General features: G+C 70.9%; 19 protein-coding genes. 7 read left to right on the plus strand and 12 right to left on the minus strand.

The window, feature by feature from the left end:
* Positions 1-15: 15 nt before the first annotated feature.
* The 3 genes from ABD329_RS00410 to ABD329_RS00420 form a co-directional block, all read right to left on the minus strand.
* Positions 16-663 (minus strand): HD domain-containing protein, encoded by a 648-nt coding sequence (locus ABD329_RS00410; protein WP_198275042.1) that lies wholly within the window; start codon positions 661-663, stop codon positions 16-18.
* Between the two features lie 163 nt (positions 664-826).
* Positions 827-1,825, minus strand: coding sequence for an agmatinase (gene speB / locus ABD329_RS00415; RefSeq protein WP_246618121.1), 999 nt, complete (start codon positions 1,823-1,825; stop codon positions 827-829).
* A 257-nt stretch (positions 1,826-2,082) separates the two neighbouring features.
* Positions 2,083-2,919, minus strand: coding sequence for an IclR family transcriptional regulator (locus ABD329_RS00420; RefSeq protein WP_198275043.1), 837 nt, complete (start codon positions 2,917-2,919; stop codon positions 2,083-2,085).
* 394 nt (positions 2,920-3,313) lie between these two features.
* On the opposite strand from ABD329_RS00420, the gene ABD329_RS00425 reads away from it, so the two are divergent.
* Positions 3,314-4,702: an MFS transporter gene (locus ABD329_RS00425; protein WP_309142673.1), complete on the plus strand. Its 1,389-nt coding sequence runs from the start codon at positions 3,314-3,316 to the stop codon at positions 4,700-4,702.
* 162 nt (positions 4,703-4,864) lie between these two features.
* Positions 4,865-6,751, plus strand: coding sequence for a LamG-like jellyroll fold domain-containing protein (locus tag ABD329_RS00430; RefSeq protein WP_198276385.1), 1,887 nt, complete (start codon positions 4,865-4,867; stop codon positions 6,749-6,751).
* A 51-nt stretch (positions 6,752-6,802) separates the two neighbouring features.
* On the opposite strand, the gene ABD329_RS00435 is transcribed toward ABD329_RS00430, so the two are convergent.
* From ABD329_RS00435 to ABD329_RS00445, 3 genes are all read right to left on the minus strand, one after another.
* A complete protein-coding gene (locus tag ABD329_RS00435; RefSeq protein ID WP_198276386.1) occupies positions 6,803-7,297 on the minus strand; it encodes a DUF5709 domain-containing protein in 495 nt (164 codons plus the stop codon).
* 96 nt (positions 7,298-7,393) lie between these two features.
* Positions 7,394-8,428, minus strand: coding sequence for a hypothetical protein (locus tag ABD329_RS00440; RefSeq protein ID WP_198276387.1), 1,035 nt, complete (start codon positions 8,426-8,428; stop codon positions 7,394-7,396).
* An 86-nt stretch (positions 8,429-8,514) separates the two neighbouring features.
* Positions 8,515-8,877, minus strand: a complete 363-nt coding sequence (locus tag ABD329_RS00445; RefSeq protein WP_198276388.1) for a DoxX family protein — start codon at positions 8,875-8,877, stop codon at positions 8,515-8,517.
* 166 nt (positions 8,878-9,043) lie between these two features.
* On the opposite strand from ABD329_RS00445, the gene ABD329_RS00450 reads away from it, so the two are divergent.
* The gene (locus tag ABD329_RS00450; protein WP_198276389.1) at positions 9,044-9,928 is read left to right on the plus strand and encodes a LysR family transcriptional regulator; all 885 of its coding nucleotides are present in this window, start codon (positions 9,044-9,046) and stop codon (positions 9,926-9,928) included.
* Here the strand turns inward: ABD329_RS00450 and ABD329_RS00455 are convergent.
* Positions 9,903-12,038 (minus strand): alpha-galactosidase, encoded by a 2,136-nt coding sequence (locus tag ABD329_RS00455; RefSeq protein WP_198276390.1) that lies wholly within the window; start codon positions 12,036-12,038, stop codon positions 9,903-9,905. The two genes, ABD329_RS00450 and ABD329_RS00455, sit on opposite strands and share 26 nt — an antisense overlap.
* 234 nt (positions 12,039-12,272) lie before the next feature.
* On the opposite strand from ABD329_RS00455, the gene ABD329_RS00460 reads away from it, so the two are divergent.
* From ABD329_RS00460 to ABD329_RS00475, 4 genes are all read left to right on the plus strand, one after another.
* Positions 12,273-13,448: an ROK family transcriptional regulator gene (locus ABD329_RS00460; protein ID WP_198276391.1), complete on the plus strand. Its 1,176-nt coding sequence runs from the start codon at positions 12,273-12,275 to the stop codon at positions 13,446-13,448.
* Positions 13,449-13,581: 133 nt separating this feature from the next.
* Positions 13,582-15,393, plus strand: a complete 1,812-nt coding sequence (locus tag ABD329_RS00465; RefSeq protein WP_198276392.1) for an alpha-galactosidase D — start codon at positions 13,582-13,584, stop codon at positions 15,391-15,393.
* Positions 15,394-15,462: 69 nt separating this feature from the next.
* Positions 15,463-17,898, plus strand: a complete 2,436-nt coding sequence (locus tag ABD329_RS00470) for a glycosyl hydrolase family 95 catalytic domain-containing protein (RefSeq protein ID WP_246618344.1) — start codon at positions 15,463-15,465, stop codon at positions 17,896-17,898.
* Entirely contained in the window at positions 17,895-19,097 is a 1,203-nt protein-coding gene (locus ABD329_RS00475) for an SGNH/GDSL hydrolase family protein (RefSeq protein WP_198276393.1), read from the plus strand. The genes ABD329_RS00470 and ABD329_RS00475 overlap by 4 nt, the downstream gene beginning before the upstream one ends.
* A gap of 24 nt (positions 19,098-19,121) precedes the next feature.
* Here the strand turns inward: ABD329_RS00475 and ABD329_RS00480 are convergent, their stop codons facing one another.
* Genes ABD329_RS00480 through ABD329_RS00500 form a run of 5 tightly spaced genes read right to left on the minus strand, consistent with a single transcriptional unit; the run spans position 19,122 to position 24,301 of the window.
* A complete protein-coding gene (locus ABD329_RS00480) occupies positions 19,122-20,279 on the minus strand; it encodes an NAD(P)/FAD-dependent oxidoreductase (RefSeq protein WP_198276394.1) in 1,158 nt (385 codons plus the stop codon).
* A gap of 23 nt (positions 20,280-20,302) precedes the next feature.
* Entirely contained in the window at positions 20,303-21,193 is an 891-nt protein-coding gene (locus ABD329_RS00485; RefSeq protein WP_198276395.1) for an ABC transporter permease, read from the minus strand.
* Positions 21,190-22,113: an ABC transporter permease gene (locus tag ABD329_RS00490; RefSeq protein ID WP_198276396.1), complete on the minus strand. Its 924-nt coding sequence runs from the start codon at positions 22,111-22,113 to the stop codon at positions 21,190-21,192. Before ABD329_RS00490 ends, ABD329_RS00485 begins: the two co-directional genes overlap by 4 nt.
* Complete coding sequence (locus tag ABD329_RS00495; RefSeq protein WP_198276397.1) at positions 22,074-23,264, minus strand: ABC transporter ATP-binding protein; 1,191 nt, start codon at positions 23,262-23,264, stop codon at positions 22,074-22,076. The genes ABD329_RS00490 and ABD329_RS00495 overlap by 40 nt, the downstream gene beginning before the upstream one ends.
* On the minus strand, positions 23,261-24,301 hold the full coding sequence (locus tag ABD329_RS00500) for an ABC transporter substrate-binding protein (protein ID WP_198276398.1): 1,041 nt from the start codon (positions 24,299-24,301) through the stop codon (positions 23,261-23,263). The genes ABD329_RS00495 and ABD329_RS00500 overlap by 4 nt, the downstream gene beginning before the upstream one ends.
* Positions 24,302-24,342 lie beyond the last annotated feature (41 nt).

Below are 24,342 nucleotides of genomic sequence, written 5' to 3' on the forward strand. Positions count from 1 at the left end.
CCGAGGCCCGCCGGGCTATTCCGTCCACGGGGAATCCAGGATCGTCCGGACGAAGTCCCCCCGCTCGAAACCGGGTACGAAGTGCTCCAGGACATCCGCCTTGACATTGCCGAACGTCGTCTCCGGCTTGGAACGGATACCGTCGGTGAACGCCCGCAGGATCCTGTTCTTGAAGTCGGGGCGCGGATGCAGCGCCACCACCGCCTCCCGCTCCTCGGCGGAGAGGTCCCCATAGCCGATGCCGAGCACGTCGTACTCGACACCGGCCGTCACCAGAGCCACTTCCGGTTCCATGAACTCGGGGATTCCGGGAGTGGTGTGCAGGGCGATCGCCGTCCAGACCCGGCGGACGCTGTCCTCGGGGACGCCATGGGCCTGAAGGAACCGCTTCGCCTCGTTCGCGCTGTCCACCTCGAAACGGTGGCCGCTGGCATGGAACGCCTCGTTCAGCCCCACGTCGTGGAACATCGCCCCCAGGTACAGCAGCTCCGGGTCGAAGCTCAGATCGCGCTCGCGGCCCCGCAGACCGCCGAAGAAGTACACCCGACGTGAGTGGTGATAGATCAGCTCGCTCGTCGTGTCACGGATCAGCTCCGTCGCCTCGCGCGCCAGCGTCGTCGCCGGCACCTTCACACCCGCCGCCATATCAAGGTCAGTCGTCATGAATCCGCTCTCCGTGTCCGTAGCAGCACGCCCCCTGGGGCACTGTCCACAGCCTCGCGCGGCGGCCGGACCGCTGCCATGACGATAGCGCCCTGTATCCCACAGATCGCGACAGGAAGCGCCAATCCGGTCACCGGATGAAGCGCGACGCGGGCGAGCGGGCTTACGACGGCTTGTTCTCCTCCACCCAGCGGAAGAAGGCGATCTGCCGGGACATGAGCGTGATCAGCTCATACGCGGTGTGCGAGGCGGCCACGGAGGTGATCTCGGCGTGGTCGTACGCCGGGGCGACCTCGACCAGGTCGGCGGAGACCAGATAGCAATCGGCGAGCCCGCGCACGATCTCCAGCAGTTCCCGCGAGGTGAGGCCGCCCGCCTCGGGGGTGCCGGTGCCGGGGGCGTGTGCGGGATCCAGGACGTCGATGTCCACGGAGATGTACAGCGGCCGTTTGCCGATGCGCTCCTTGAGCTGCTGCACCACCTCGTCCACCCCGCGTCGCATCACATCGGCCGCGGTGACGATCCCGAAGCCCAGCTTGGTGTCCTCGTCCAGGTCTTCCTTGCTGTACAGCGAGCCGCGGGTGCCGACGTGGGAGAGCGCGGAGGTGTCGAGGAGGCCCTCCTCGGCCGCGCGGCGGAACGGAGTCCCATGGGTGTACTGGGCGCCGAAGTGGGAGTCCCAGGTGTCCAGGTGCGCGTCGAAGTGCAGCAGTGCCACCGGTCCGTGGCGGCGGGCCACGGAGCGCAGGAGCGGGAGCGCGATGGTGTGGTCGCCGCCCAGGGTCATCAGCTGCGCGCCCGTGGACAGCAGAGCGTCCGCGCCCGCCTCGATGCTCTCGACGGCCTTGTCGATGTTGTGCGGGTTGGCCGTGATGTCACCGGCGTCGGCGACCTGGGCGTAGTGAAACGGATACACGTCCATGGCCGGGTTGTAGGGACGCAGCTGGCGCGACGCCTCCCGGACGGCGTTCGCCCCGAAGCGGGCCCCGGGCCGGTAGGAGACACCGGCGTCGAACGGCACCCCGACCACCGCGATGTCCGCGGTGTCGACCTGGTCCAGGCGGGGGACGCGGCCGAAGGTGGCCGGGCCCGTGAAGTGCAGGGTGGCGTCGGTCTCCTGGGGTGCGACGGGCCTCGTTGCGTCGGGAGGGTTCGCGGTCATGATCGGTGCTGGATCCTTCATCTGTGGGGGGGAGTGGAGCTGTGTGGGGGAGTGGAGCTGTGGGGGAGTGCCGGCCCGTGGGAGGCCGTGGTACGTGGACGATCAATGGGGTTCCGTGCCCATGACACGTGGCACATACGCCAGGAGCCAGCCAGGCGGTCCAAGGTTTCTCGGATCCGAGAAGCCCGTTCCGTGAACGCCTTGGTCAGTGGGCCTTCATCTTTCCGCCATGTGGCGAGGGCGTCTGCGACGGCCGCTCACTGTGCGCCGTTCGTCCCGTGGGCGTGGGGCGCGTGGGGTGCGTGGCCGGACACCGCCGCCGTCAGCCGTGCCGCGCCCTGTTGCAGGATGTGCCGCACATGATCCGCTTCATGCCGGTGGTAGTGGCGCCGCCATGTGCTGCTCACGGCCGCTATCGGCCGCTCGTTGTGATCGAACGCCGGCACCCCTATCGAGCGGAGCCCCTCGGAGACCAGCTCGACCTCCTCCGACCAGCCGCGCTCACGGTCCCGCGCCAGCAGGTTCCGCAGCTCCGCCAGCGACCGGGGCCCTCTGCCGGTGCGGGTGACGAGATCTCCGGGCCGGGGGAAGACCGCCCGGAGGTGCGCCTCGCCGGAGTGGGCCAGGATCGCCCGGCCGTTGGCCGTCAGATGGGCCGGCAGCCGGACGCCGACGTCGGTGACGGGAGTGGCATCGGTGTATCCGGAATGGCCCCTCGGCGGCTGCTCCTTGAGGAGGTAGACCGTCTCGGCGCCGTAGAGGATGCCCAGGTGCACCGACTGGCCGAGCAGGCCCGACAGATTGCGCAGAATGGGGCGGGCGAGTCGCTTCAGGGGCTCGTGCCGCGAGTAGGCGGAGCCGATTTCGAAGGACGCCACGCCCAGACCGTATGCCTGCTCCTCCGGGACATAGGTGACAAAACCGCGATCAACCAGGATCGCGAGGATGTGGTACAGCGATGAGCGGGGCATCTCCAGGTCTCTGGCCAGCGCCGATGCCCGAACCGGCCCAGAGCGGCCGGCGAGGTGCAGCAGGACGTCCAGCGCCCGCCCCACGGCCGGCGAGGCACTTGATGCCGTCCGGCGTCCACTCACGTCTCACATCCTCGTGGTCCCCCGCCGCCACAGGCGGCCGCCCTTCCGCGTGGCACGACACAGTCGGCCGGGCAACTGCTGGCCCGTGCACGTACCTTGGTCGTGTCCGATCGTAGAACCGGGCCCCGAAGCCCTCCCACCCGCCCTCCGGGGACTGCTCGTGTCGGACAACGGGCCTGGTCAGGCGGGTGATCCGGGTCAGGAGCGGGGAAGTCCGGCCGCGGATTGGTTTTGGGGTAGTACGTGGCGGCGCAGCCCCGTGTGGCGGGATACGGGACCACCTCGAAGTCCCACTGTTAGTGAATGAGAATCTGCAATCAACCTATTGTTTGACTGTATGAATTCATGCATGCTGGGCCGTCCAGACGGTGAACGCTCGGTCGGGAGGCAAGGCGTGGCAGTGGACGCGGAGGCAGTGGACACGGAGGCGGCGGACGCGCGGAGGGCGGGGAAGCGGGAGGCGGCGCCCGGGTCGGGCTCCGCCTCGACCGAGCCACTCACCGGGTTCCACATCCGGGTGACCGCCACCACCTTCGGGGCGAACTTCTCCGACGGCTACGCCCTCGGTGTGATCGGCGCGGTGCTGCCCGCGCTCGGCGAGACCATGCGTCTGTCCGGCGTCTGGCAGGGACTGCTCGGCGCGTCCGCCCTGATCGGCCTGTTCTTCGGCAGCATCCTGCTGGGGCGGGTGGCGGACGTCATCGGACGCCAGAAGCTCTACCTCTACAACTTCGTGCTCATCGCGGTCGCCTCCGCCGCCCAGTTCTGGGCGCACAGCCCGCTGGTCCTCTTCCTCCTCCGGCTGGCGATCGGCTTCGGTCTGGGCGCGGACTACGCCGTCGGCCCGACCCTGCTCTCCGAGTTCGTCCCCGGCCGGCTGCGCGGTGTCCTGCTGGGCTCGCTCACCGTGCTGTGGACCGTCGGCTACGTACTGGCCAACATCCTGGGCACCTACATACCGATCAACGGCACCACCGCGTACTGGCTGCTGGCCAGCGGAGCGGTGCCCGCCCTGCTGGTGCTGCTGCTGCGGATCGGCATCCCCGAATCCCCGAGCTGGCTGGCCGCCCGGGGCCGTTCCGCCGAGGCCGCCCGGATCCGCCGCACCTACCTGGGGCAGTCCGAGGCCACCGCCGCCGCCGCGGAGGCCGCGGCCGCCGCGCAGCCGCCCGCGGCCCGCTACCGCGAGCTCTTCGCCCGTGGCCAGGCGACCAAGACCTGGTTCGGTGTCATCTTCTACAGCGCCCAGGTGCTGCCCTACTTCGCCATCTACACCTTCATGCCGCAGATCCTGGCCACCCTGAACATCTCCGGGGCCGACACCCAGAACCTGGTGCTCAACCTGGCCCTGCTGCTGGGCGGGGTGATCGGACTGTGGCCGGTGCAGCGTCTGGGCCGCAGGCCGTTCACCATCGGCACCTTCGCGATCCTCACGCTGTGTCTGGGGGCGATGGCCGTGCTCAGCGACGGCTCAAGCGGGGCGCTGATGGTCCCCTTCCTGATCTACACCTTCGTCATGGCGGGTGCCTCCACCATCACCCAGGTCTATCCGGCGGAGCTCTTCCCCACCGCGCTGCGCGGCTCCGGGGTGGGCTTCCTCAACGGCACCAGCAGGGTCGCGTCCGCCGTCGGCACCTTCGTGCTGCCGGTCAGCCTGGGCCACTTCGGCGCGGGCTGGTCGATGGGGTGGATGGCGCTGGTGCTGCTGCTCGGAACGGCCGTCAGCCTGGTCTGGGCGCCGGAGACCCGTGACACCCTCACCGCCGAGGATCTGCCCCACTGAGCCGCGTCCGCGGCGCGGTGGTCGCGGACCCTCCACACCCCCCGCACGCGGAAGCCATTCATGTGGTCTTCCCCATCCGTTGCCGGACATCTTCCTGTGGCCAAGTTCCCGGCTCCATAACGTGCGCTCCATCCCTTCCGTCCCACCGCGTGGAGCAGCGCCATGTGCAGTCCCCGTCAGATCAACGAGCCGCGGTCCGGAACCGGCCGCCGCACCTTCCTGCGCACCACCGGACTCGTCGGCGCGGGTGTGGCCATGACCGGGCTGGAGGCGGCGCCGCCCGCCACGGCCGCACCGGCCTCCGGCGCCGCGGGCGCCCCCGCCTGGCACCCCGACCCCGACAGCCTCAGATTCACCCTCGCCGTCATGCCGGACACCCAGTACCTCTTCGACGGCGAGAGCATCCACCCAGCGCCGGTGGAGGCGTCCTTCCGCTATCTGCTCAGCCACGCACGCGAGGAGAACATCGTCTTCCTGTCCCACCTCGGCGACCTCACCGAGCACGGGCAGATCTCCGAACTCGGGCCGATCGACCGGGCCTTCCGGCTCCTGGACGAGCGGGGCGGCGCCTACAGCGTGGTGGCCGGAAACCACGACCTCGACTCGTCCACCGACGACCAGCGGGGCCGCACCCCCTACCTGGACACCTTCGGACCCCGGCGGTACCGCTCCTCGCCCTCGTTCCGCGGCGCCAGCCCGGACGGCTACAACACGTACCACGCCTTCCGCGCCGCGGGCCGGGAGTGGCTGGTGCTCGCCCTGGACTGGCGCCCGTCCGCGAAGGGCATCGCCTGGGCCCGGGAGGTCATCGCGGGCCACCCCCGAACTCCGGTCATCCTCACCACACACGAGCTGGTGTACGCGGACCACGAGGGCGAGGAGGCGCGGTTCTCCGACCACGGGCAGTGGCTGTGGGACGAGCTGATCGCCGACCACGACCAGATATTCCTCACCCTCAACGGCCACTACTGGCCGCCGGCCCGTACGGTCCGCAAGAACAAGGTGGGCCACGATGTCCATCTGCACATCACCAACTACCAGAACCGCTACTACGGCGGCGCCGGGATGATCCGCCTCTACCGGTTCGACCTGGCCCGCCACACCGTCGACGTACGGACGCTCTCCCCGTGGATCCTGGACCGCGCCGATGACCACCTGAACGAGCTGGAGCGCGGCGAGATCGAACGCACCAGCTCCCAGGACTACTTCAGCGTCCCGATCGACTTCGAGGAGCGCTTCGCCGGATTCGCCCCCACCGCACCGCGCCCGGCCCGGCCCGCCTCCCGGCTGGTGATCCCCGGTACGGTGGCCTACTGGCGCTTCGACCAGGGCGGCCGGGACGGCGCGCCCGTCGAGGACTCCGTCCGCGTCACCGACCACTCCGGGCGCGGCAACCACCTCACCAAGGTCGCCGTCCCCGGCAGCCCGGCCGACGCCCTCACCTGGTCCGATGAACACCACCCGGATCAGCCGGGACACGGCAGCCTCTCCTTCCACGGCGACAAGTCCCCCCTGCGCGGCGCCTGTCTGCGCACGGCCGACGGCGCTCCGCTGAACGGCGCCACCTTCCGCTCCGGCTACACCGTCGAGGCGTTCCTCAAGCTGCCCGCCGACTGGGACGGTGGCCGCAACGCCTGGTCGGGACTGCTCGGCCGACGCGGCCCCAGCGGCCAAGCCGGGAAGACGGGCGGGGACATGGAGGAGCCGGTGGTCACCCTCTCGCTGTCCGACGGCCATGGGCTCCAGTGGGCCGTCTATCCGCTGAACCAGGACGGCGCGGTCACCAACTGGAGCCATGAGCTGCCGCTGAACACCTGGTGGCACGCGGCCGTGGTGAACGACGGACGACACACCACGATGTATGTGAACGGCTGCCCGGTGGCGCGCAACCCCTCGACCCCGGCCAACGGCCTCACCACCCTCGGGCTGCCCTGGCTGCTGGGCGGCTATGAGTACGGCGGGAAGATCGACCAGATCATGCACGGCTGGATCGGCGACGTCCGCGTCGTGGACCGAGCACTGCCGGTGCGCGACTTCATGTCCTCCTGACCGAACGGGACCGGGCCGCCCCCCAGGGCGCGTAAGTGTCGCCCGGCAGGATCAACGGTCCGGTTCCGTGTCGTCTTCCTCTTCGAGTTGTTCATCCGGGACGGTGTGCACGGCGGCTTCCTCGGCGCCGGCGGCGCCCGCGTCGATGCCTTCGTCCCTGGCGATGGCTTCCTTGGTGGTGTCGGTGTGCGCTCCCTCGTCGGGGGCGACGAGTCGGCCCGTGCGGTCCGTTCCCGCCTCCGGGTCGATCGGTTCGCCCTCGCCCTCCCGCACATCCCCCACCTCGTCGCCCGCCGGGGCCTCGACGTCGGGGGTCTCCTCGGCCAGCCGCTCGTCGAGCGTCTCGCGCTCGCGCTGTTCGGCCGCCGTCGTGCCGTGTTTGGTGACACCCAGAGGCTTCTCCGGCGGCGAGTAGCCCTCGTCGAGCATCTCGTCGTAGTCGCGCTCGTCCAGGGAGTCCTGGGCGTCCAGGGGGGCCGCGTCCTCCTGCTCCTCGTTGGTGCCGATCGGCTGATAGACGTCGTCCGCCCTGTCGTCGCTCATCATCGCTGCCTCCCTCGCATGGTGCTTTGTTCGGCCATCGGCCGGCCTGGGCCGTCCGGCGCGAACACATGTGGTCGGGTTTCCTGTCTTGGCTTTTCCTCACACACTCGGCGGTTCTGCCTGGTCGGCGAGTCCCTCCGCCCGTGCTGCCGCGTCGGTGGCCCGCCGCCTCGCCTCATGGACCGCCCGGTCCGCCTTCCGGGCCCGTGTGCGGGCCTCCCGGGCGGCGTCATAGGCCTCCCGCTGCTCGCCCTCGGCCTCCTTCAGCTGCTTCCTCAGGTCCGCCAGACGCTGCTGCGCCTGGTGTTTTCGCTGGTCGGCACGGACTTGCTGATCCTCGGCCGCGCTGAGCTCCGCCTCGCGGGCGCGCAACTGGTGCTCGGCGTCCTCGGCCTCCTGATGTGCGCGGGCCTGCCGCTCCCGCTGCTCGCGGCGCTTCTCCTGTTGTGCGCGGCGCCGCTCTTGCTCCTCTCGCTCACGGTGCCGCTCTTGCTCCTCTCGTTCGCGGCGCCGTTCCTGCGCCTCTCGTTCGCGGCGGCGCTCCCGCTCCTCTCGTTCGCGGCGCCGCGAACGAGCGGCGTCCAGATCGGCCACCCGGCCGCCGGAGGCCCGCCCGCCACGGCCCGAGGCGGGTGGCGCGGACCGGGCGGCGTCGGCCACGAGCGCGAATCCGGTCGGTGCCGTGAGCGGCTTGGCCAGCCGCCCCCGCAGCCATTCCTGACCCGCGTCCGGGTCGGCCAGCACGGCGCGCAGCGTCTCCTCCACCTCGCGCTGGGCGCCCTCGCCGATCGGTTGCCCGGCCTGGGCGGTCAGATCCCTCGCCTGGCGGGCGAGCGCCGCGATGACCTGGCGCTGCTGTGTGGACAGTTTCCGCAGTTGCCCGCCGTCCAGGTCCTGGTGTGCTTGGCGCAGGGCTTCTCCGAGCCGAAGGACCTGCTCGGCTTCGTCCGGCTGCCGCCGCACCAGCAGATTGCTGGCCCACGCCGCCTTGGTGGGGCGGCGCAGGCGGCGGATCCGCTCGGCCAGCTTCCGGTCGCCCGCGGTACGGGCGTCCTTGGCGCGCTCGTCCCGGGTGGCCGTGAAGTCCGCAGGTGGCAGGGTGTACAGCTCATCGGCGACGGCGTCCAGGTCCACCAGCCCTCCTGCCCGGCGTGGATCAACCTCCTGGGATTATTTTGTCACCTTTTGGCCGGGTGGGCCGCCGCGTGGCCTGCCCGCGGTCACAGCCATGTCGTCGCCGGCCAGATGGTCACGGCGGCGGCGAGGAAGAGCGTGATGTTGAGGGCCACCTGGCGGTCTCCGCGGCGCAGGTGCACCCTGGTCGCGCCGATCTGGAGGATCACGAACCCGATGGCCGCGGCCAGGGCCAGCCAGGGCGCGACGCCGGTCAGCGGGGGGAGGACCAGCCCGATCGCGCCGAGCACCTCGATCACGCCGATGGCCCTGACGGCCGCCATCGGTGTGGTGTCCACCCAGGCCATCATCGGCCGAAGCTGGTCGCGGCTCCGGATCACCTTCACCCCGCCCCCGTAGAGGTAGAAGAGGGCGAGCAGACCGGCGACGATCCCATACGCCACCTTCATGAGTCCCGTCCCGCCTTCCGGGCGCGGCCGGGCGCGGACTCCGTGGCGCAGCGGCCATGGACACTGGTTTTCGGTTCTTCAGTCACACCGCGATTCCACCGCCGGGGCGCCACGACCGTCCAAGACTTCTTCCGCGCCCTCGATACCGGGTGGGTATCGTTGCACCATGGAGCTACGCACGCTGCGCTATTTCGTGGCGGTCGCCGAGGAACTCCACTTCGGCCGGGCCGCCGTCCGGCTGCACATGAGCCAGCCGCCGCTGAGCCGGGCGATCAAGCAGCTGGAGACCGAGCTGGGCGCCGCGCTGTTCCACCGGTCGTCCGCCGGTGTCACGCTCACTCCGGTGGGGGCCGTGCTGCTCGATGAGGCGCGCGCCCTGCTCGGCCACGCCGACCGGGTACGCGTACGCGTGGCCGCGGCGGCCGGTACCGCGGCGCTCACCGTGGGCATCCTGGGGGACAGCACCGACCCGGATGCCGCCCGGCTGGCCGGCGCCTACTCCCGGCGCCACCCGGACGTCGAGGTCCACATCCGCGAGACCGACCTGACCGATCCCACCTGCGGGCTGCACGCCGGGCTGGTGGACATCGCCCTGACCCGCGGGCCGTTCGACGAGACCGGCCTGACCGTGCACGGGCTGGGCGCCGACCCGGTGGGCGCGCTGCTGCGGGCCGACGATCCGCTGTCCCGCCGGGACAGCCTGAAACTGGCCGACCTGGCGGACCGCCGCTGGTTCCTGTTCCCGGAGGGCACCGACCCCGTCTGGCAGTCGTACTGGAACGGTGGGGAGCCTCGGGAGGGCCCGGTGGTGCGTGCCGTCCAGGAATGCCGCCAAGCCGTGCTGTGGAACGGCACGGTCGGCATGACGCTCGTGGACCACGAGCCGCCGGAGGGGCTCACCGTGGTGCCGCTGATCGACATGGAGCCGAGCCGCGTGGTGGTGGCATGGCACGAGGGCGACACGAATCCCCTGGTCCGCTCGTTCGTCGAAATCGCCACCGCCGCCTATCGCGGCGGTGGCGCTGCTACGTCTCGTCCTGCCCCACCCTGACCAGGTGTACGGCCGTGCTGGCCCAGTCACCGGACGGGAGGTACGGGCGGTAGCCGTACTCGGCCAGCACGGTGGCGTGGTGCACCTCGCCGGTGCGGGTGTCGCGGTAGCGGGCGCCGGGGGTGAGCCCGCGCAGCCGTACCGGCAGCCGAGGGACCCCGTGGCGCGGGCCGCGCTGCCAGGCCAGCACCAGGGACTCGCCGCCGTCCTCGGCGGCGTACTGCACCACGGTCGGCGGCTCGCCGTGCGGTCCGGAGAGCCGGTACAGGACGCCGTGCTGGACGAGGTGGCGCACCCGTTTGTACTCGGCCACCAGGTCGGCGCCCTCGGTGAGTTCCTCCTCGGACCAGCGGGCGAGGTCCCCGCCGATGCCCAGCAGCCCGCACATCGCCACATGGAAGCGGAACCTCAACGGCACGGTGCGGGCGGTGAGTTGATTGGGTACGTCGGTCACCCACGCGGACATCGCGCGGGCCGGGAGGAGCTGACCGAAGCCGTGCTGGATGACCAGACGGTCGACGGCGTCGGTGTTGTCCGAAACCCACGCCTGGTCCGTACGGGTGAGGATGCCCAGATCCACGCGTCCGCCACCGCCACTGCACGCCTCGATCCGCAGCCCGGCGTGGTCGGCCCGCAGCCGGTCGAGGACGCCGTACAGATTGGCCACATAGCGCGTCCACAACCGGTCGTGGCCGTCCAAGGTGCCGGGCCACCCGGCCTCGCTGAACGCGCGGTTCATGTCCCACTTGAGGAAGTCGACGCCATGGTCCGCGACCAGCCGGGTCAGCCAGCCGTGAGCCCATTCGGCCACGTCGTCGCGGGCGAAGTTCAGGACGAGTTGGTTGCGAAGCTCGCTGCGGGCCCGGCCGGGGGTGTGCAGGACCCAGTCCGGGTGCTCGCGGTAGAGGTCGCTGTCGGGGTTGACCATCTCCGGCTCCACCCAGATGCCGAAGCGCATGCCCAGGCGGTGCACCGTGTCGGCCAGCGGGCCGAGGCCGTGCGGGAACCGCTCCCGGGCCGGGGCCCAGTCGCCGAGCCCCGCGTGGTCGTCGCGCCGGGCCCCGAACCAGCCGTCGTCGACCACGTACAGCTCCACGCCCAGGGCGGCGGCCCGCTCGGCCAGCGCCTTCTGGTTCGCCTCGTCCACATCGAACCCGGTGGCCTCCCAGGAGTTGTAGAGCACGGGCGCCACCTCGCGCCCGTGCGGCAGGACGTGGCGCAGGGTGTACGCGTGCCAGGCCCGGCTCGCCGCGCCGAACCCGCCGTCCGTGAACAGCCCGGCGAACACCGGGGTGGCGAATTCCTCGCCCGGGGCGAGCGGCACGCAGGTGCCCTCGTGGCCGACGCCACCGGTGAAACCGGCGCGTCCGTCCGGTGTGCGCTGTGCGGTGATGCGCCAACTCCCGCTCCAGGCAAGGGCGGCGCCGAACACCCGGCCGTGCTCCTCGCCGGCGTCGCCCTCGTCCACCATCACCCAGGGACTCGCGTGATGGCTGGTGATGCCACGCCGGCTGGTCAGCACGGTCTCCCCGTGCGGCAGCCGCTCGCGGCGCAGCTGACTCTCCGCGGACCACTGGCCGGTGACATGGCTGAGCCGGTAGTCGGCCAGCGGTGGCAGTGACCAGGCCGCCGAGTCGGCGCGCGGCAGGCTGACCCGCTGCGCACCCTCGTTGCGCAGCACCGTCCAGCGCTCGATGACATCCGTGTCGTCCCGCACCCGGTAGTGGAGCGCGACATGCAGCGGATAGAGGCGGTCGCGGAACTCCAGCCGGAGTTCGCCGACGCCGTCGGAGGGTGTGAGGACGCGATGCCCGGTCGGCTGCCACTCGAAGCCGCGTGAGCCGTCCGCGTAGCGGACCTGGAGGGAGGGCACGCCGTAGCGCGTGCCGCCGTCGACCGGCAGTTCCTCGCCCACCGCGGGCCGTCCCTCGAAGCTGCTCGCCGCCTCCCCGGCGGGCACGACCAGCTGCTCCGCCTCCCGCGGCGTCAGCCGCGGCCCCCAGGCGAGGTGGCAGGGCGCGCCCGTCTCGTCGATGCGCAGGGCGTACGAGGTACGGGGCGTGGTCAGCAGCCAGACCCCGGTGTCCGGGGCACGGGAGATCGTCGGCATCGGGCCTCACGTTCGTGGGACGGCGGGGGAGCGGCAGGGGCCGCGCAGGGATGCGGGGCGCTCGGCGAGTGGGAGAGGAAGGGCGGCCCCGTAAGCCAACGAGACCTTCGATCGCATGTCAACACCCTGGCATGAGCCCGGCCTTGGAAGCGGCATCGGGGCTCACAGGCAATCCTCAGGAGAATCTTGCTTCTTTCATTGACAGCGGAAAATAAGGAGCCTAGGTTCCCGGCCATGTCCTCGCCCTCCGCTGTCGAGTCGTTCCCGGCGCACACGTCGGCCGCCTCACAGATCTTCACCACGGTCCTGTCGCAGGGCCCCCTCACCCGCCTGGAAGTGGCGCGGCGGACGGGGCTGTCGGCCGCGGCCGTCACCAAGGCGGTCCGTCCCCTGATCGAGACCGGCTACCTGGTGGAGGACGTGGACGAGGACGCGCGCCCGGCCCTCGGGCGGCCCGCGAACCTGGTCCGGGTGGATGGTGGCCGCGCGCTGTTCATCGGGGTCAAGGTCACCGGGGACACGATCATCGGTGTGCTCACCGACCTGTGCTGCCGGATCCTCGTCGCCCGGCACATCCCCCTGCCCACCCGCGACCCCAGGGCGGTGCTGGGGACGGCCGCGGAACTCGTCCGGGAGCTGCTCATCGAGGCGGACGGCCTCGGTGTGCGCGTCGCGGGCCTGGGCATGGCCGTCTCCGGCGATGTGGACCGCGCCGAGGGCGTGGTGCGCTACTCGCCCTTCCTGGAGTGGCGCGATGTGCCACTCGCCGAACTCGCCGCCATGACCACGGGTCTTCCGGTGACCGTCGACAACGACGTGCGCGCGCTGACCGTGGCCGAGCAGTGGTTCGGGGCGGGCGTGGGACTGTCCGGTTTCGCCGTCGTGACGGTCGGCGCGGGCATCGGCTGTGGTCTCGTGGTCCACGGCAGGGTGGTGGCCGGGGCCCACGGCGTGGCCGGCGAGATCGGACACGTCACCGTCGACCCGGCGGGCCCCCGCTGCCACTGCGGCAACCGCGGCTGTGTGGAGGCCATCGCGAGCGACGACGCCATCGTCCGCCAGATCCGCGTGGCCACGGGGGTCCAGGTGGCCGACGCGATCGAGGCCGCCGGACTGGCCCACCAAGGGGTCGCCGGTGCTCGGGAGGTCTACGCACGGGCGGGCGATGCCATCGGCCGCGGTATCGCCACCGTGGCCAATCTCCTCGGCCCCGAACGCGTGATCATCTCCGGCGAGGGCCTGGCCGCCTACGACCTGTTCGCCGACCGCATCCGTGACGCCTTCGCCACGGCGGCCTTCGGCTCCGCGGCGCGGTGCGACGTACAGACCCGGCCACTGCCCTTCGACGAGTGGGCCCGTGGAGCCGCGGCCACCGCCATCCAGTCCTTCATCGGATCAGACGCGAACTAGCGCGTACGAGGAGGAGAGCCGCAGCCCCCCTCACCGTCGGTCGAGACAACGGCGACCTCCGCCGCCGTACCCCGAACCGCACCGCATCTCGCCGCCACCCCGTCCCCCGGACCACACCCCAGGAGGTAGACCCATGCGGTCACCCTCGTACCCCGTCATGCCCGTACGCGGTCTGAGATCCCTTGTCGTCCTGGCCCTCGCCGCGGGCCTCGCCACGGCCGCCCCGGCCGCGCGGGCAGAGCCCGGCAACGGCGACGCCACCACGGTCACCGCCGCGGCCAAGCCCTATATGGGCTGGTCGAGTTGGAGCATGCAGTCGTCGAAGTACCCGGGCCTCAACCCGCACGGCGACTACAGCTACCTCACCGAGGCGAACGTCCTCAAGCAGACCGACGCCCTCGCCACCAAGCTCAAGAAGTACGGCTACGAGTACGTCAACATCGACGCCGGCTGGTGGCGGAACTACGCGTGGACGCCCGAGTTCGACGAGTACGGCCGCCAGAAGGCCGACCCCGTGCGCTTCCCGAGCGGCATGAAGTCGGTCGCCGACCACATCCACTCCAAGGGCCTCAAGGCCGGTATCTATCTGCCCGTCGGCCTGGAGAAGGAGGCGTACGGCGAGGGCAAGGTGCCCATCTGGAACGCCGAGGGCTGCACCACCGCCGACATCGTCTACGACGACCTGCGCACCACCAACGGCTGGGACAGTGCGTACAAGATCGACTTCTCCGATCCCTGCGCGCAGAAGTACATCGACTCCCAGGTGCGGATGTTCGCCGACTGGGGCTATGACTTCCTCAAGCTCGACGGTGTGGGCCCCGGCTCCTTCAAGAGCGGCGACAACTACGACAACGTCGCCGACGTGGCCGCCTGGCAGAAGGCGATCTCCGCCACCGGCCGTCCGATCCATCTGGAGCTGTCCTGGTCGCTGGACATCGGGCACGCCGACGACTGGAAGCGGCACTCCAACGGCTGGCGCGTCGACACCGACGTCGAGTGCTACTGCAACACGCTCGTCAGCTGGGAGAACTCCGTCGACGACCGCTGGGACGACACCCCGGCCTGGACCCGCCACGCCGGCCCCGGCGGCTGGAACGACCTGGACTCCCTCGATGTGGGCAACGGCGAGATGGACGGCCTGACCAAGGCCGAGCGGCAGAGCTACGCCACGTTGTGGGCGATCGCCAAGTCGCCGCTCTACACCGGTGACGATGTGACCAAGCTGGACTCCTACGGGCTGTCCCTGCTGACCAACCGCGAGGTCATCGCCGTCAACCAGGGCGACGCGCCGCCCGCGCGGCCGGTCACCCCGTCCGACCCCCAGCAGGTGTGGGCCGCGGAGAACTACGACGGCAGCTATACGGTCGCCCTGTTCAACCTCGCCGACCGGCCCGCCTCGGTGACCGCCGACTGGTCGACACTCGGCTTCACCGGCAGGGCCTCGGTCCGGGATCTGTGGAACCACGAGAACCTCGGCACTCACCGGAACGGGATCACCCAGGCCCTGCCCGCCCACGGCTCCCGCCTCTTCAAGGTCACCCCGCGCGGTGACGCGCTCACATGGACCGGTATCGAGGCCGAGTCCTCCGCGAACACCCTCGGCGGCAACGCCTCCGTGGCCGACTGCGCGGCCTGCTCCGACGGCCACAAGGTCGGCAACCTCTACACCGGGTCCAAGCTGACCATCAACAACGTCGTCGTGGACAAGTCCGGCACCTACCAGATCAAGGTGGCCTACGTCAGCGGTGACGCCCGTTCCGCCGATGTCTCGGCCAACGGCGGCGGCGCCACCCGCCACAAGTTCCCCTCGACAGGCGACTGGTCCACCGTCAATAGTGTCTATGTTCCGGTGACGCTCAAGGCCGGCTCCAACACCATCACGTTCGACAGCGGTTCCGGCTACGCACCGGACATCGACCGGATCGACGTACCGAAGTCCTCCTGAACACCAAGGGGCCCGGCCCCTCGGCCGGGCCCCTTGCCGATCCGCCGTTCTCAGACGCCTGGAGCCGCCATGAACCCCCGCCCGACCGACCCCGGCAGAGACCCCAACGGAGACGTCGACGGAGAACTCGACAGAGACTCCGGCAGTGACCCCAGCAGACGAACCGCGCTGTCCCTCGCGGCGACGGCCGGACTCACCCTGACCCTCGGCGCCCTGCCCGCCTTCACCGCCTCCGCCGCACCCCGGCGCCCGGCCGACACCCCGCCGCTCGCCGGTACCCCACACGACGAGCTGTGGTGGCGGGCCCCGGGCGACGAGGGCTCGCTGATCGAGCAGGGCCTGCCGGTCGGCAACGGCCGCCTCGGCGCCCTCGCGAGCAACGACCCCGGCCGCGAGCTGCTGCTGATCACCGATGCCACGATGTGGACCGGCGGCCTCAATGACACCCTCGACGCCGACGGCCAATTCCCCTACGGGCGCGATGACTTCGGCTCCTTCACCCTGCTGGCCCGGCTCACCGTGGACATCCCCGGCCACGACCTGTCCGGCGTCAACGGCTACCGCCGCACCCTCGACCTCGCGCAGGGACTGGTCACCAGCTCCTATGTCCACGCCGGTGTCACCTACCGGCGCCAGATCTTCGCCAGCCACCCCGACGACGCGATCGTCCTGCACTTCACCCAGAGCGGTGGCGGCCGCTACACCGGCAGCGTCACCCTGGAGGGCACCCACGGCGAGAAGCCCGTGAGCGCCGAGTCGTTCGGCGCGTCCTTCCCCAACGGCCTGCGATACGGCGCGGCGGTCACGGCGTACGGCAGCGGCGGCCGGGTCCGGGTCAACGGCACCCGCGTCGACTTCTCCGGCTGCGAGGACCTCACGGTGGTGGTCAGCGGCGGCACCAACTACGCGCCCGACGCCGACCGCGGCTACCGCGACCCCACCCTCGACCCCGAGCGGCTGGCCCGTACGAAGGTGCTCGCCGCCGCCCGGCACCCGGCGGACACGCTGCGGCGCACCCATATCGCCGACTACCGCCGCCTGTACGAGCGGTTCACCCTCTCGCTCGGCACCTCAACGGACGCCCAGCGCTCCCTGGACACCTGGAAGCGCCTCACCGCACGCGCCCGGGACGGTGTGCCCGACCCCGAACTCGAGGCGGCCTACCTCCAGTTCAGCCGGTATCTGATGATCTCCGGCTCGCGCGACGGCCTTCCGCTGAACCTCCAGGGCCTGTGGCTGGACGGCAACGACCCGGACTGGATGGGCGACTACCACACCGACATCAACATCCAGATGAACTACTGGATGGCCGACCGCGCGGGGCTGTCCCCGTGCTTCGACGCCTTCGCCGACTACTGCCTCGCCCAGCTCCCGTCCTGGGCCAGGCTCACCCACGACCTCTTCAACGACCCGCGCAACCGCTACCGCAACTCCACGGGGAAGGTCGCCGGCTGGACCGTGGCCTTCTCCACCAACATCCACGGCGGAAGCGGCTGGTGGTGGCATCCCGCGAGCAACGCCTGGCTGAGCAACAGCCTGTACGAGCACTACGAGTACACCCAGTCCCGGGCGTATCTGGCGAAGATCTACCCGCTGCTCAAGGGCGCCTGTGAGTTCTGGGAGGCGCGGCTGCTCACCACCACCCTCCCCGGCACCTCCAGGGAGGTGCTGATCGACGACAGGGACTGGTCGCCCGAACACGGCCCGCAGGATGCCAAGGGCATCACCTACGCCCAGGAGCTGGTGTGGGCGCTGTTCGGCAACTTCGCCGCCGCGGCCGCCGAGCTGAAGAAGGACACCGCCTACGCGGACACGATCGCCTCACTGCGGAAGAAGCTGTACCTGCCGGAGGTGAGCCCGAAGACCGGCTGGCTCCAGGAGTGGATGTCCCCCGACAACCTCGGGGAGACCACCCACCGCCATCTGTCCCCGCTGATCGGTCTGTTCCCGGGCGACCGCATCCGCGCCGACGGCTCCACCCCCCAGGAGATCGTGGCCGGGGCCACCGCCCTGCTCACCGCGCGCGGCATGAACAGCTTCGGCTGGGCGAACGCCTGGCGGGCCGCGTGCTGGGCGCGGCTGAAGGACGCCGACACGGCGTACCAGCTCGTGGTCAACAACCTCCGTCCCTCCACCGACGGCAGCAACGGCACCGCGTTCAACCTCTTCGACATCTACGAGGTGGAGAAGGGGCGTGGCATCTTCCAGATCGACGCCAACTTCGGCACCCCGGCGGCGATGAGCGAGATGCTGCTGTACTCCCGCCCAGGCCACCTGGAACTGCTCCCCGCCCTGCCCGACGCCTGGGCCGCGGCCGGCTCGGTCACGGGACTGGCCGCGCGGGGCGGCTTCGTCGTCGGCCTGCGTTGGGAGCAGGGGATACCGACGTCGGTCACGATCCGCAGCGTCGGCGGCCGCACCACGACGGTGGCCCATGGCTCCACCTCACGCACGGTCCGCCTGGAGCCCGGCGGGTCGGTCACGCTGAAGGGGTTCGCCCGATGACGGCTCGCCGTACCGCCGTCGGTGGCCTGGGTGTCGTACTGCTCGCCGCCGCCGCGCTGCACGCCACACCAGCCGCGGCGGCGGGCGGCCGACACGACGTCGTCACCTGGGCGGCGAGCGCGGACCGGGTGGGAGAGGGGGCACCCGACCGTGGCTACCGGATGGTCGTGCACACCAGCGTCGGCGGAAGCGATCTGCGCATTCGCCTCTCCAACGCCTTCGGCGACCGGCCGCTGACCCTCGACAGCTCTTACGTCGGCGCCCAGAAGTCGGGCGCCGAGCTGAAGCCGGGCAGCAACCGGCCCCTGACCTTCGGCGGCGGGCACACCGTCACCATCCCGGCGGGCGAGGTGGTGCTCAGCGACGCCCTGCCCGGCCGCCTGCCCGCCGCCACCAACCTGGTCGTCAGCCTCCACACCCCCGACGCGGCCGGTCCGGCGACGGGCCACGGGATGGCCATGCAGACGTCGTACACGACCCAGGGCGACCACACGGCGGAGGAGAGCGCCGCACACTGGACGGACACCACCGGCTCCTGGTTCTACCTCGACGCCGCCACCGTCCGCACGCCCGCCACCACCGGGGCCGTGGTGGCGCTCGGCGACTCCATCACCGACGGCTGGCAGTCCACCACCGACCTCGACCGCCGCTGGCCCGACTATCTCGCACGCCGGTTGCGGCAGGCCGCCGCAGACGTCAGGGGAGTGGCGAACGAGGGGATCTCCGGCAACAAGGTACTCGCCGACGGCGCCGGGCAGAGCGCACTGAACCGGCTCGACCGTGATGTCCTGTCCCTCCCGGGCGTGCGGACCGTGTTCCTCTTCGAGGGGGTGAACGACATCAAGGCGCACACCGGTGTCACCGCCGCGGACATGATCGCCGGATACCGCCGGATCATCGAGCGGGCGCACGCGGCCGGCATGTGCGTGGTCGGCGCCACCGTGGGGCCGTTCAAGGGCTGGAGCGAATGGGACACGGCGGCGGAGGGGGTGCGCCAGGAGGTCAACGCCTTCGTCCGAAGCGGCGGCGAGTTCGACGCGGTGACCGACTTCGACCGCGCCCTGCGCAGCCCCTACGACCCCGAACGCATCCTCCCGTTCTTCGACAACGGCGACCATCTGCACCCCAACGACAAGGGGATGCAGGCGCTGGCCGACGCCATCGACCTCACGGCACTCGACTGTGCCGACGGCCCCTGAGGGACCGCGGAGCGGTCCGGACGCTCACTGCTCGCCCGGACGGCGGGCCGGAGGTGGTGGGGGCAGCACCTCGCCCGAGGTGAAGCGGCTGGGCCGGAAGTCCTTCAGCAGGGGGGATTCGTGGCCATGGAGCTCGTCCGCGGCCAGGCGGCCGAGCAGTGGGGCCAGGGTGATGCCGCTGTGGGTCGCCACCACATAGAACGGCACGTCGGTGGCGGGGAAGCCCGCCACCGTGAAGCCGTCACCCGGCATGGCGCGCTGACCGACCCGTACCTTCTCCACGACGGTGCCCTCGGCGCCGTTCAGCACCTCGGGCAGACGGGCCAGCATCGCGGAGGCGATCTCGCCATCAGGCGGGTACGGCGTGGCGGGGTCGGCGGACGCGTCCAGGTCCAGGGCCTGGAGCAGCAGCCGACCGCCGCCGTCCGGGCGTACGTTGAGCCGCGGACCGGTCAGCACGCGGGACAGCCGCGCGGCCGCCGGTGCGGTGGTGGCGAGGAAGCCGACCGTGGCCGAGCCCGCGAGATCCGGGTCCGCCATGGGGACATGGGCGCCGGCCAGCCGGGCCACTTCCTGTGTCCACCGGCCCGCGCAGCTCACCACCGTGTCCGCCGGGTGGCGGCCGCCGTCGGCGCAGATCACGGTGGCGCCCGCCGGGCCGTGTTCGACCGCGGTCACCCTGGCGCCCGCGACCACCGTCGCGCCACGGTCCCTGGCCGCGCCCAGCAGCCGGGACAGCAGCAGCACGGGCAGGGTGTACGCCTCCTCGGGGAAGAAGGCGAACACGGCGTGGGACGGTGCCGGCGCGAGGTCCGGCTCCAGCTCCCGGGCCCGCTCCGCGGTGATCCACTCGGCCGGGTAGCCCCTGGCCTTCAGCCGCGCCACCCGCCCGGCCAGCACCTCCTTGTGCCGGTCCGTCACCGCCCACTCCAGGTTTCCGGCGGGGAAGAACCACGGCGCGCCGTCCCCGGCCAACTCGTAGTGTGCGCGGATACCGGCGTGGTTGAGCGCGAAGTACGGCTCCGGCTCCTTGTTCGCGCTGTTGATCCAGGCGAACGAGTTCGCCGTGGTGCCCGCTCCGGGGTGATCGGCCTCCAGCACGGTGACCCGGGCGCCACGCGCGGCAAGCTCCGCCGCCACCGCCGCGCCCACCACTCCGGCTCCGATGACCACAACTCGCACGGGAATCCTCCTTGGTACGAAGGTCAGTTCTCGGGGTCGGCCCCGAACAGATGCGCGACGCCGACGACGCGCTCGATGATGACGACGGCCACCGCGGCGAAGAGCACCATCACGGTGCCGACGGCGGTCACGGTCGGGTCGTAGTTGTACTGGAGGTAGTTGAAGATCCGCACCGGCAGGGTCTGCATGTCCGTGGTCACCACGAACAGCGCGATCGTCAGGTCGTCGAAGGACGTGATCAGGGCGAAGAACGCCCCCGCGATCAGCGGTCCGCGCACGGCGGGCAGCGTCACATGCCAGAACACCCGCGGCGCCTTCGCACCCAGCCCGGCGGCAGCCAGCTCCGCCGACCGGTCGAGCCCGGCGAGCCCGACCAGCACCAGGCGCACGGTGTACGGGACCGTCAGCACCAGATGCGCCAGCAGCAGGGTGAGCGGGCTGGACGCCATGCCGAGCTGGGCGTACCACTGGAGCAGTCCGATGCCGAGCACGATCGTCGGCACGGCGAACGCGCTCGAGAACAGCCGGTCCAGCACCGACTTCCCCGGAAACGGATAGCGGTGGATGGCCAGCCCGGCGGCGAGCCCGAGCGCCGTGGACACCACGGCCGCTCCCGCGGCCACGCCGATGCTCAGCAGGAACGAGTCCAGGAACTCGGGGCGGTTCAGCAGCTCCGCGTACCAGTGCAGGGTCAGCCCCTCGGGCGGGAAGGTGACATAGCTGGTCGTGGTGAGCGAGGAGGCGATGGTCACCAGTACGGGCGCCAGCAGGAACAGGCCGACGAGCGCGGCGAACACGGCGCCGAGCAGGCGCCTCGCCCGTCCGCCCGCGCCCGTGGCGATCGGCTTGCCCGCGGCCTTGCTCGTCGCCGTCGCCGTCGCCGATGCCGTTTCAGTTTCCGGTGCCCTGGTCACGCGAACACCTCCTTGCCGCCACGCCCGCGCAGCAGCCGGGCGTACACGGCCGTCAGAATCGTCGTCACCACGATCAGGACGAAGCCGATGGCCGCCGCGTACGGCCAGTTCAGATTGGACGTCGCCTCGGTGTAGACGAAGTACGGCATCAGCTTCACCGTGGGCCCGCCCAGAATCGCCGGGGTGACGAAGCTGGAGACGGTCAGGCTGAACACGATCAGCGAACCGGCGAGCATTCCCGGCAGGGACAGCGGCACGGTGATCCGCCAGAAGCACGTCCAGCCGCTCGCCCCCAGGCCCTTGGCCGCGGGTGTGAGGGCCGGGTCGATCCGGTCCAGGCTGCCCATCAGCGGAAGCACCATGTAGGCGAGCATCACATGCACCATGCCGATCACGACCGCGGTGTCGTTGTACAGCATCTTCGGCGCGTCCAGGCCCAGGGCGTGGAACCCGTCCGCGATCGGCCCCTTCGGCCCGAGCAGCACCAGCCATCCGTACGCCCTGGTCACCATGGAGATGAGCAGTGGCGACAGCAGCACGAGGGAGAGGTAGTTGCGCGCCCTGGGGGAGCGGCCGCGCAGATAGACGGCGAACGGGTAGCCCACCACGAGACAACCGAGGGTGGTCAGCGCGCCGATCCACAAGGTGTGCCACAGCACATCCCGGTAGAAGGAGTCCCCGAGGAACCGCGTGTAGTTGTGCAGGGTGGGAGCGCCCGCCTGGGTGCGGAAGCTGTTGTACACCAGCATGAACAGCGGTGCGATGAAGAGCAGGGCGAGCACCGCGATGGCGGGGGAGGCCAGCAGCAGACCGGTGCGCCACGGGCCGCGCTTCTTGACCGGCCGGGAGGCCCCCGGCGTCGGCGCCGAGCCGTCGGGCGTCAGGGCCGGTCCGTCAGCGACGCGTGCTGTGGCTGCCATGCGCAGATCACCTCCTCGCCCAGCCCGGGCACCTCGGAGCCGAACGGCAGCGTGGCCTCGACGCGTCCCGCGGCCGTGGCCACGACGCAGCGGACACGGGTGCCGAGGAAACGGGTGGCCTCGACGGTGCCGGGAAGCCCCGGCTCCGCCGCCGTACGGCCCGATGTGCTCGCCGAGCCGTCCTTCCGGGGCGTGGCTTCGGGTAGGGCCAGCACCCGTACGGCCTCCGGCCGCACATAGAGCCGTACCGCCTCGCCGTCGCCCGGCGCGGTGCCCACCGGTGTCGCCGTGACGAGGTGGTCGGCGATCCGGCAGCGATGCCCATCGGCGGCCGCCCCCGCCGCGATCCCGTCGAGCACATTGACCTCGCCGACGAACTGCGCCACGAAGTCCGTGGCCGGACGCAGATACACGGTCTCGGGGACGTCCAGCTGATGGATCGCCCCATCGGCCATCACCGCGATCCGGTCCGACACCGCGAGCGCCTCGTCCTGGTCGTGGGTGACCAGGATCGTGGTGGTGCCCACCCGGCGCTGGAGGGCGGCGACCTCCTCGCGCAGACGGACCCTGAGCTGGGCGTCGAGGTTGGAGAACGGCTCGTCGAGCAGCAGCAGATCGGGCTCCACGATCAGCGCCCTGGCCAGGGCCGTGCGCTGGCGCTGCCCGCCGGAGAGCTGGCGCGGATAGCGCTCGCCCATGCCGTCGAGCCCCACCAGTTCCAGGGCCTCGGCCGCCCTGTGCCTGCGCCGGGCCGCGCCGACCTTGCGCATCCGCAGGCCGAACGCGATGTTCTCCGCCACCGTCATATGGGGGAAGAGGGCGTAGGACTGGAACACCATGCCCATGGCCCGCCGGTTCGCCGGGAGCCGGGTGATGTCGCGGCCGTCCACCTCCACCACACCGGAGTCGGGCAGCAGATGGCCCGCCACCATGTTCAGTGTGGTGCTCTTGCCGCATCCCGAGGGACCGAGCAGGGTGAGGAACTCCCCGGGCTCCATCGTCAGGTCGATGCCACGGACGACCTCCTTGCCGCCGAGCGCCTTGTGAATCCCCTTGAGGACCAGTCGCCCGCGGCTGCTTTCCGCCCGGGTGGCGGTGTCCGTCCCGGTCGGCGCGCTCTCCTCGCCCACGGTGTCCGTCCCGGCGGTCACTTGCTCTCCACCTGCTTGTTCCACTTGTCGGTCCAGGCGGAGCGGTTCTTGTTGATGGTCTTCCAGTCGAGCTTCAGCAGGGAGTCCACCTTGTCGGTGCCGACCACCTTGTTCTTCAGGGCGGGGTCCTCCTTGACGCCCTGGATCACCGAGCCGTCGTAGGTGGCCTTGGCGAGCGCCCGCTGGACGGACGGCTCCAGCAGATGCGCCACGAACTTCTGGGCAAGCTCCTCATGCGGTGCCTTCTTGACCACGTTCGCCGTGGTCACCAGGCCGATCGCACCGTCCTTGGGATAGACGAACTCGATCGGGAAGTCCTTCTCCGCCAGCGTCGAGGTGCGGGACACCCCCCACACCGAGGCGGCGGCCTGGCCCTGGAGGAAGTAGTTGGACACATCGGCGGTGGTGTCGAACGTCGCCGCGTTCTTGGCGATCTTCTTGACCGCCGTGAGACCGGGGTCGACGTTCTTCTCCGAGCCGCCGTTCGCCTTGGACGCGCCGACCAGCAGCCCCACCCCATAGGTGTTGACGATCGAGGGGAGTACCACCTTGTCCCTCAGCTTGGGATTGGCCAGATCCTCCCAGGTGGTGGGCTTGGGGATGCCATGATCCTCGAACCACTCGGGGTTGTAGGCGATGCCCGTGGCCGTCAGCCCGAACCCCACCCCCGAGTCGTTCTCCATCCGGGCGATCTTCACCACGTCGTCCACCGGCACCACCCTGGTGTCGATCGACGCGAGCAGCCCGGCCTCCTGCGCCTGCGCCTGCGGACCGTCGTCCACCAGCGCCACGTCGATCTGCGGATTGGCGCGCTGCGCCTTGAGCTTGGCGACGGTGTCGGTGGAGGAGCCGGGGATGTAGGTGACCTTGCAGCCGCAGCTCTTCTCGAACGCGGGCAGGACCGAGTCGCGGAACGCGGTCTCGAACGAGCCGCCGTAGCCGGCGACCACCAGGGCGCCTCCCTTGCCGCCACCGGCGGCGGGGCTGGGAGCGCCGCAGCCGGTGACGGCGACGGTGAGTGTGAGGGCACTGGTCACGGCACACAGGGTGGGCAGGGCTGATCGGGGGAATGGCATGG

The sequence above is a fragment of the Streptomyces javensis genome (assembly GCF_039525925.1).
GTDB lineage: Bacteria > Actinomycetota > Actinomycetes > Streptomycetales > Streptomycetaceae > Streptomyces > Streptomyces asiaticus.

What these genes read in the sequence shown, in the direction of transcription:
- ABD329_RS00450 (WP_198276389.1), top strand. Translation starts at nt 9,044, where the DNA reads ATGGAGCTACGCACGCTGCGCTATTTCGTGGCGGTCGCCGAGGAACTC.
- ABD329_RS00455 (WP_198276390.1), bottom strand. Translation starts at nt 12,038, where the DNA reads ATGCCGACGATCTCCCGTGCCCCGGACACCGGGGTCTGGCTGCTGACC.
- speB (WP_246618121.1), bottom strand. Translation starts at nt 1,825, where the DNA reads ATGACCGCGAACCCTCCCGACGCAACGAGGCCCGTCGCACCCCAGGAG.
- ABD329_RS00490 (WP_198276396.1), bottom strand. Translation starts at nt 22,113, where the DNA reads ATGGCAGCCACAGCACGCGTCGCTGACGGACCGGCCCTGACGCCCGAC.
- ABD329_RS00465 (WP_198276392.1), top strand. Translation starts at nt 13,582, where the DNA reads ATGCGGTCACCCTCGTACCCCGTCATGCCCGTACGCGGTCTGAGATCC.
- ABD329_RS00460 (WP_198276391.1), top strand. Translation starts at nt 12,273, where the DNA reads ATGTCCTCGCCCTCCGCTGTCGAGTCGTTCCCGGCGCACACGTCGGCC.
- ABD329_RS00435 (WP_198276386.1), bottom strand. Translation starts at nt 7,297, where the DNA reads ATGATGAGCGACGACAGGGCGGACGACGTCTATCAGCCGATCGGCACC.
- ABD329_RS00470 (WP_246618344.1), top strand. Translation starts at nt 15,463, where the DNA reads ATGAACCCCCGCCCGACCGACCCCGGCAGAGACCCCAACGGAGACGTC.
- ABD329_RS00430 (WP_198276385.1), top strand. Translation starts at nt 4,865, where the DNA reads ATGTGCAGTCCCCGTCAGATCAACGAGCCGCGGTCCGGAACCGGCCGC.
- ABD329_RS00445 (WP_198276388.1), bottom strand. Translation starts at nt 8,877, where the DNA reads ATGAAGGTGGCGTATGGGATCGTCGCCGGTCTGCTCGCCCTCTTCTAC.
- ABD329_RS00410 (WP_198275042.1), bottom strand. Translation starts at nt 663, where the DNA reads ATGACGACTGACCTTGATATGGCGGCGGGTGTGAAGGTGCCGGCGACG.
- ABD329_RS00475 (WP_198276393.1), top strand. Translation starts at nt 17,895, where the DNA reads ATGACGGCTCGCCGTACCGCCGTCGGTGGCCTGGGTGTCGTACTGCTC.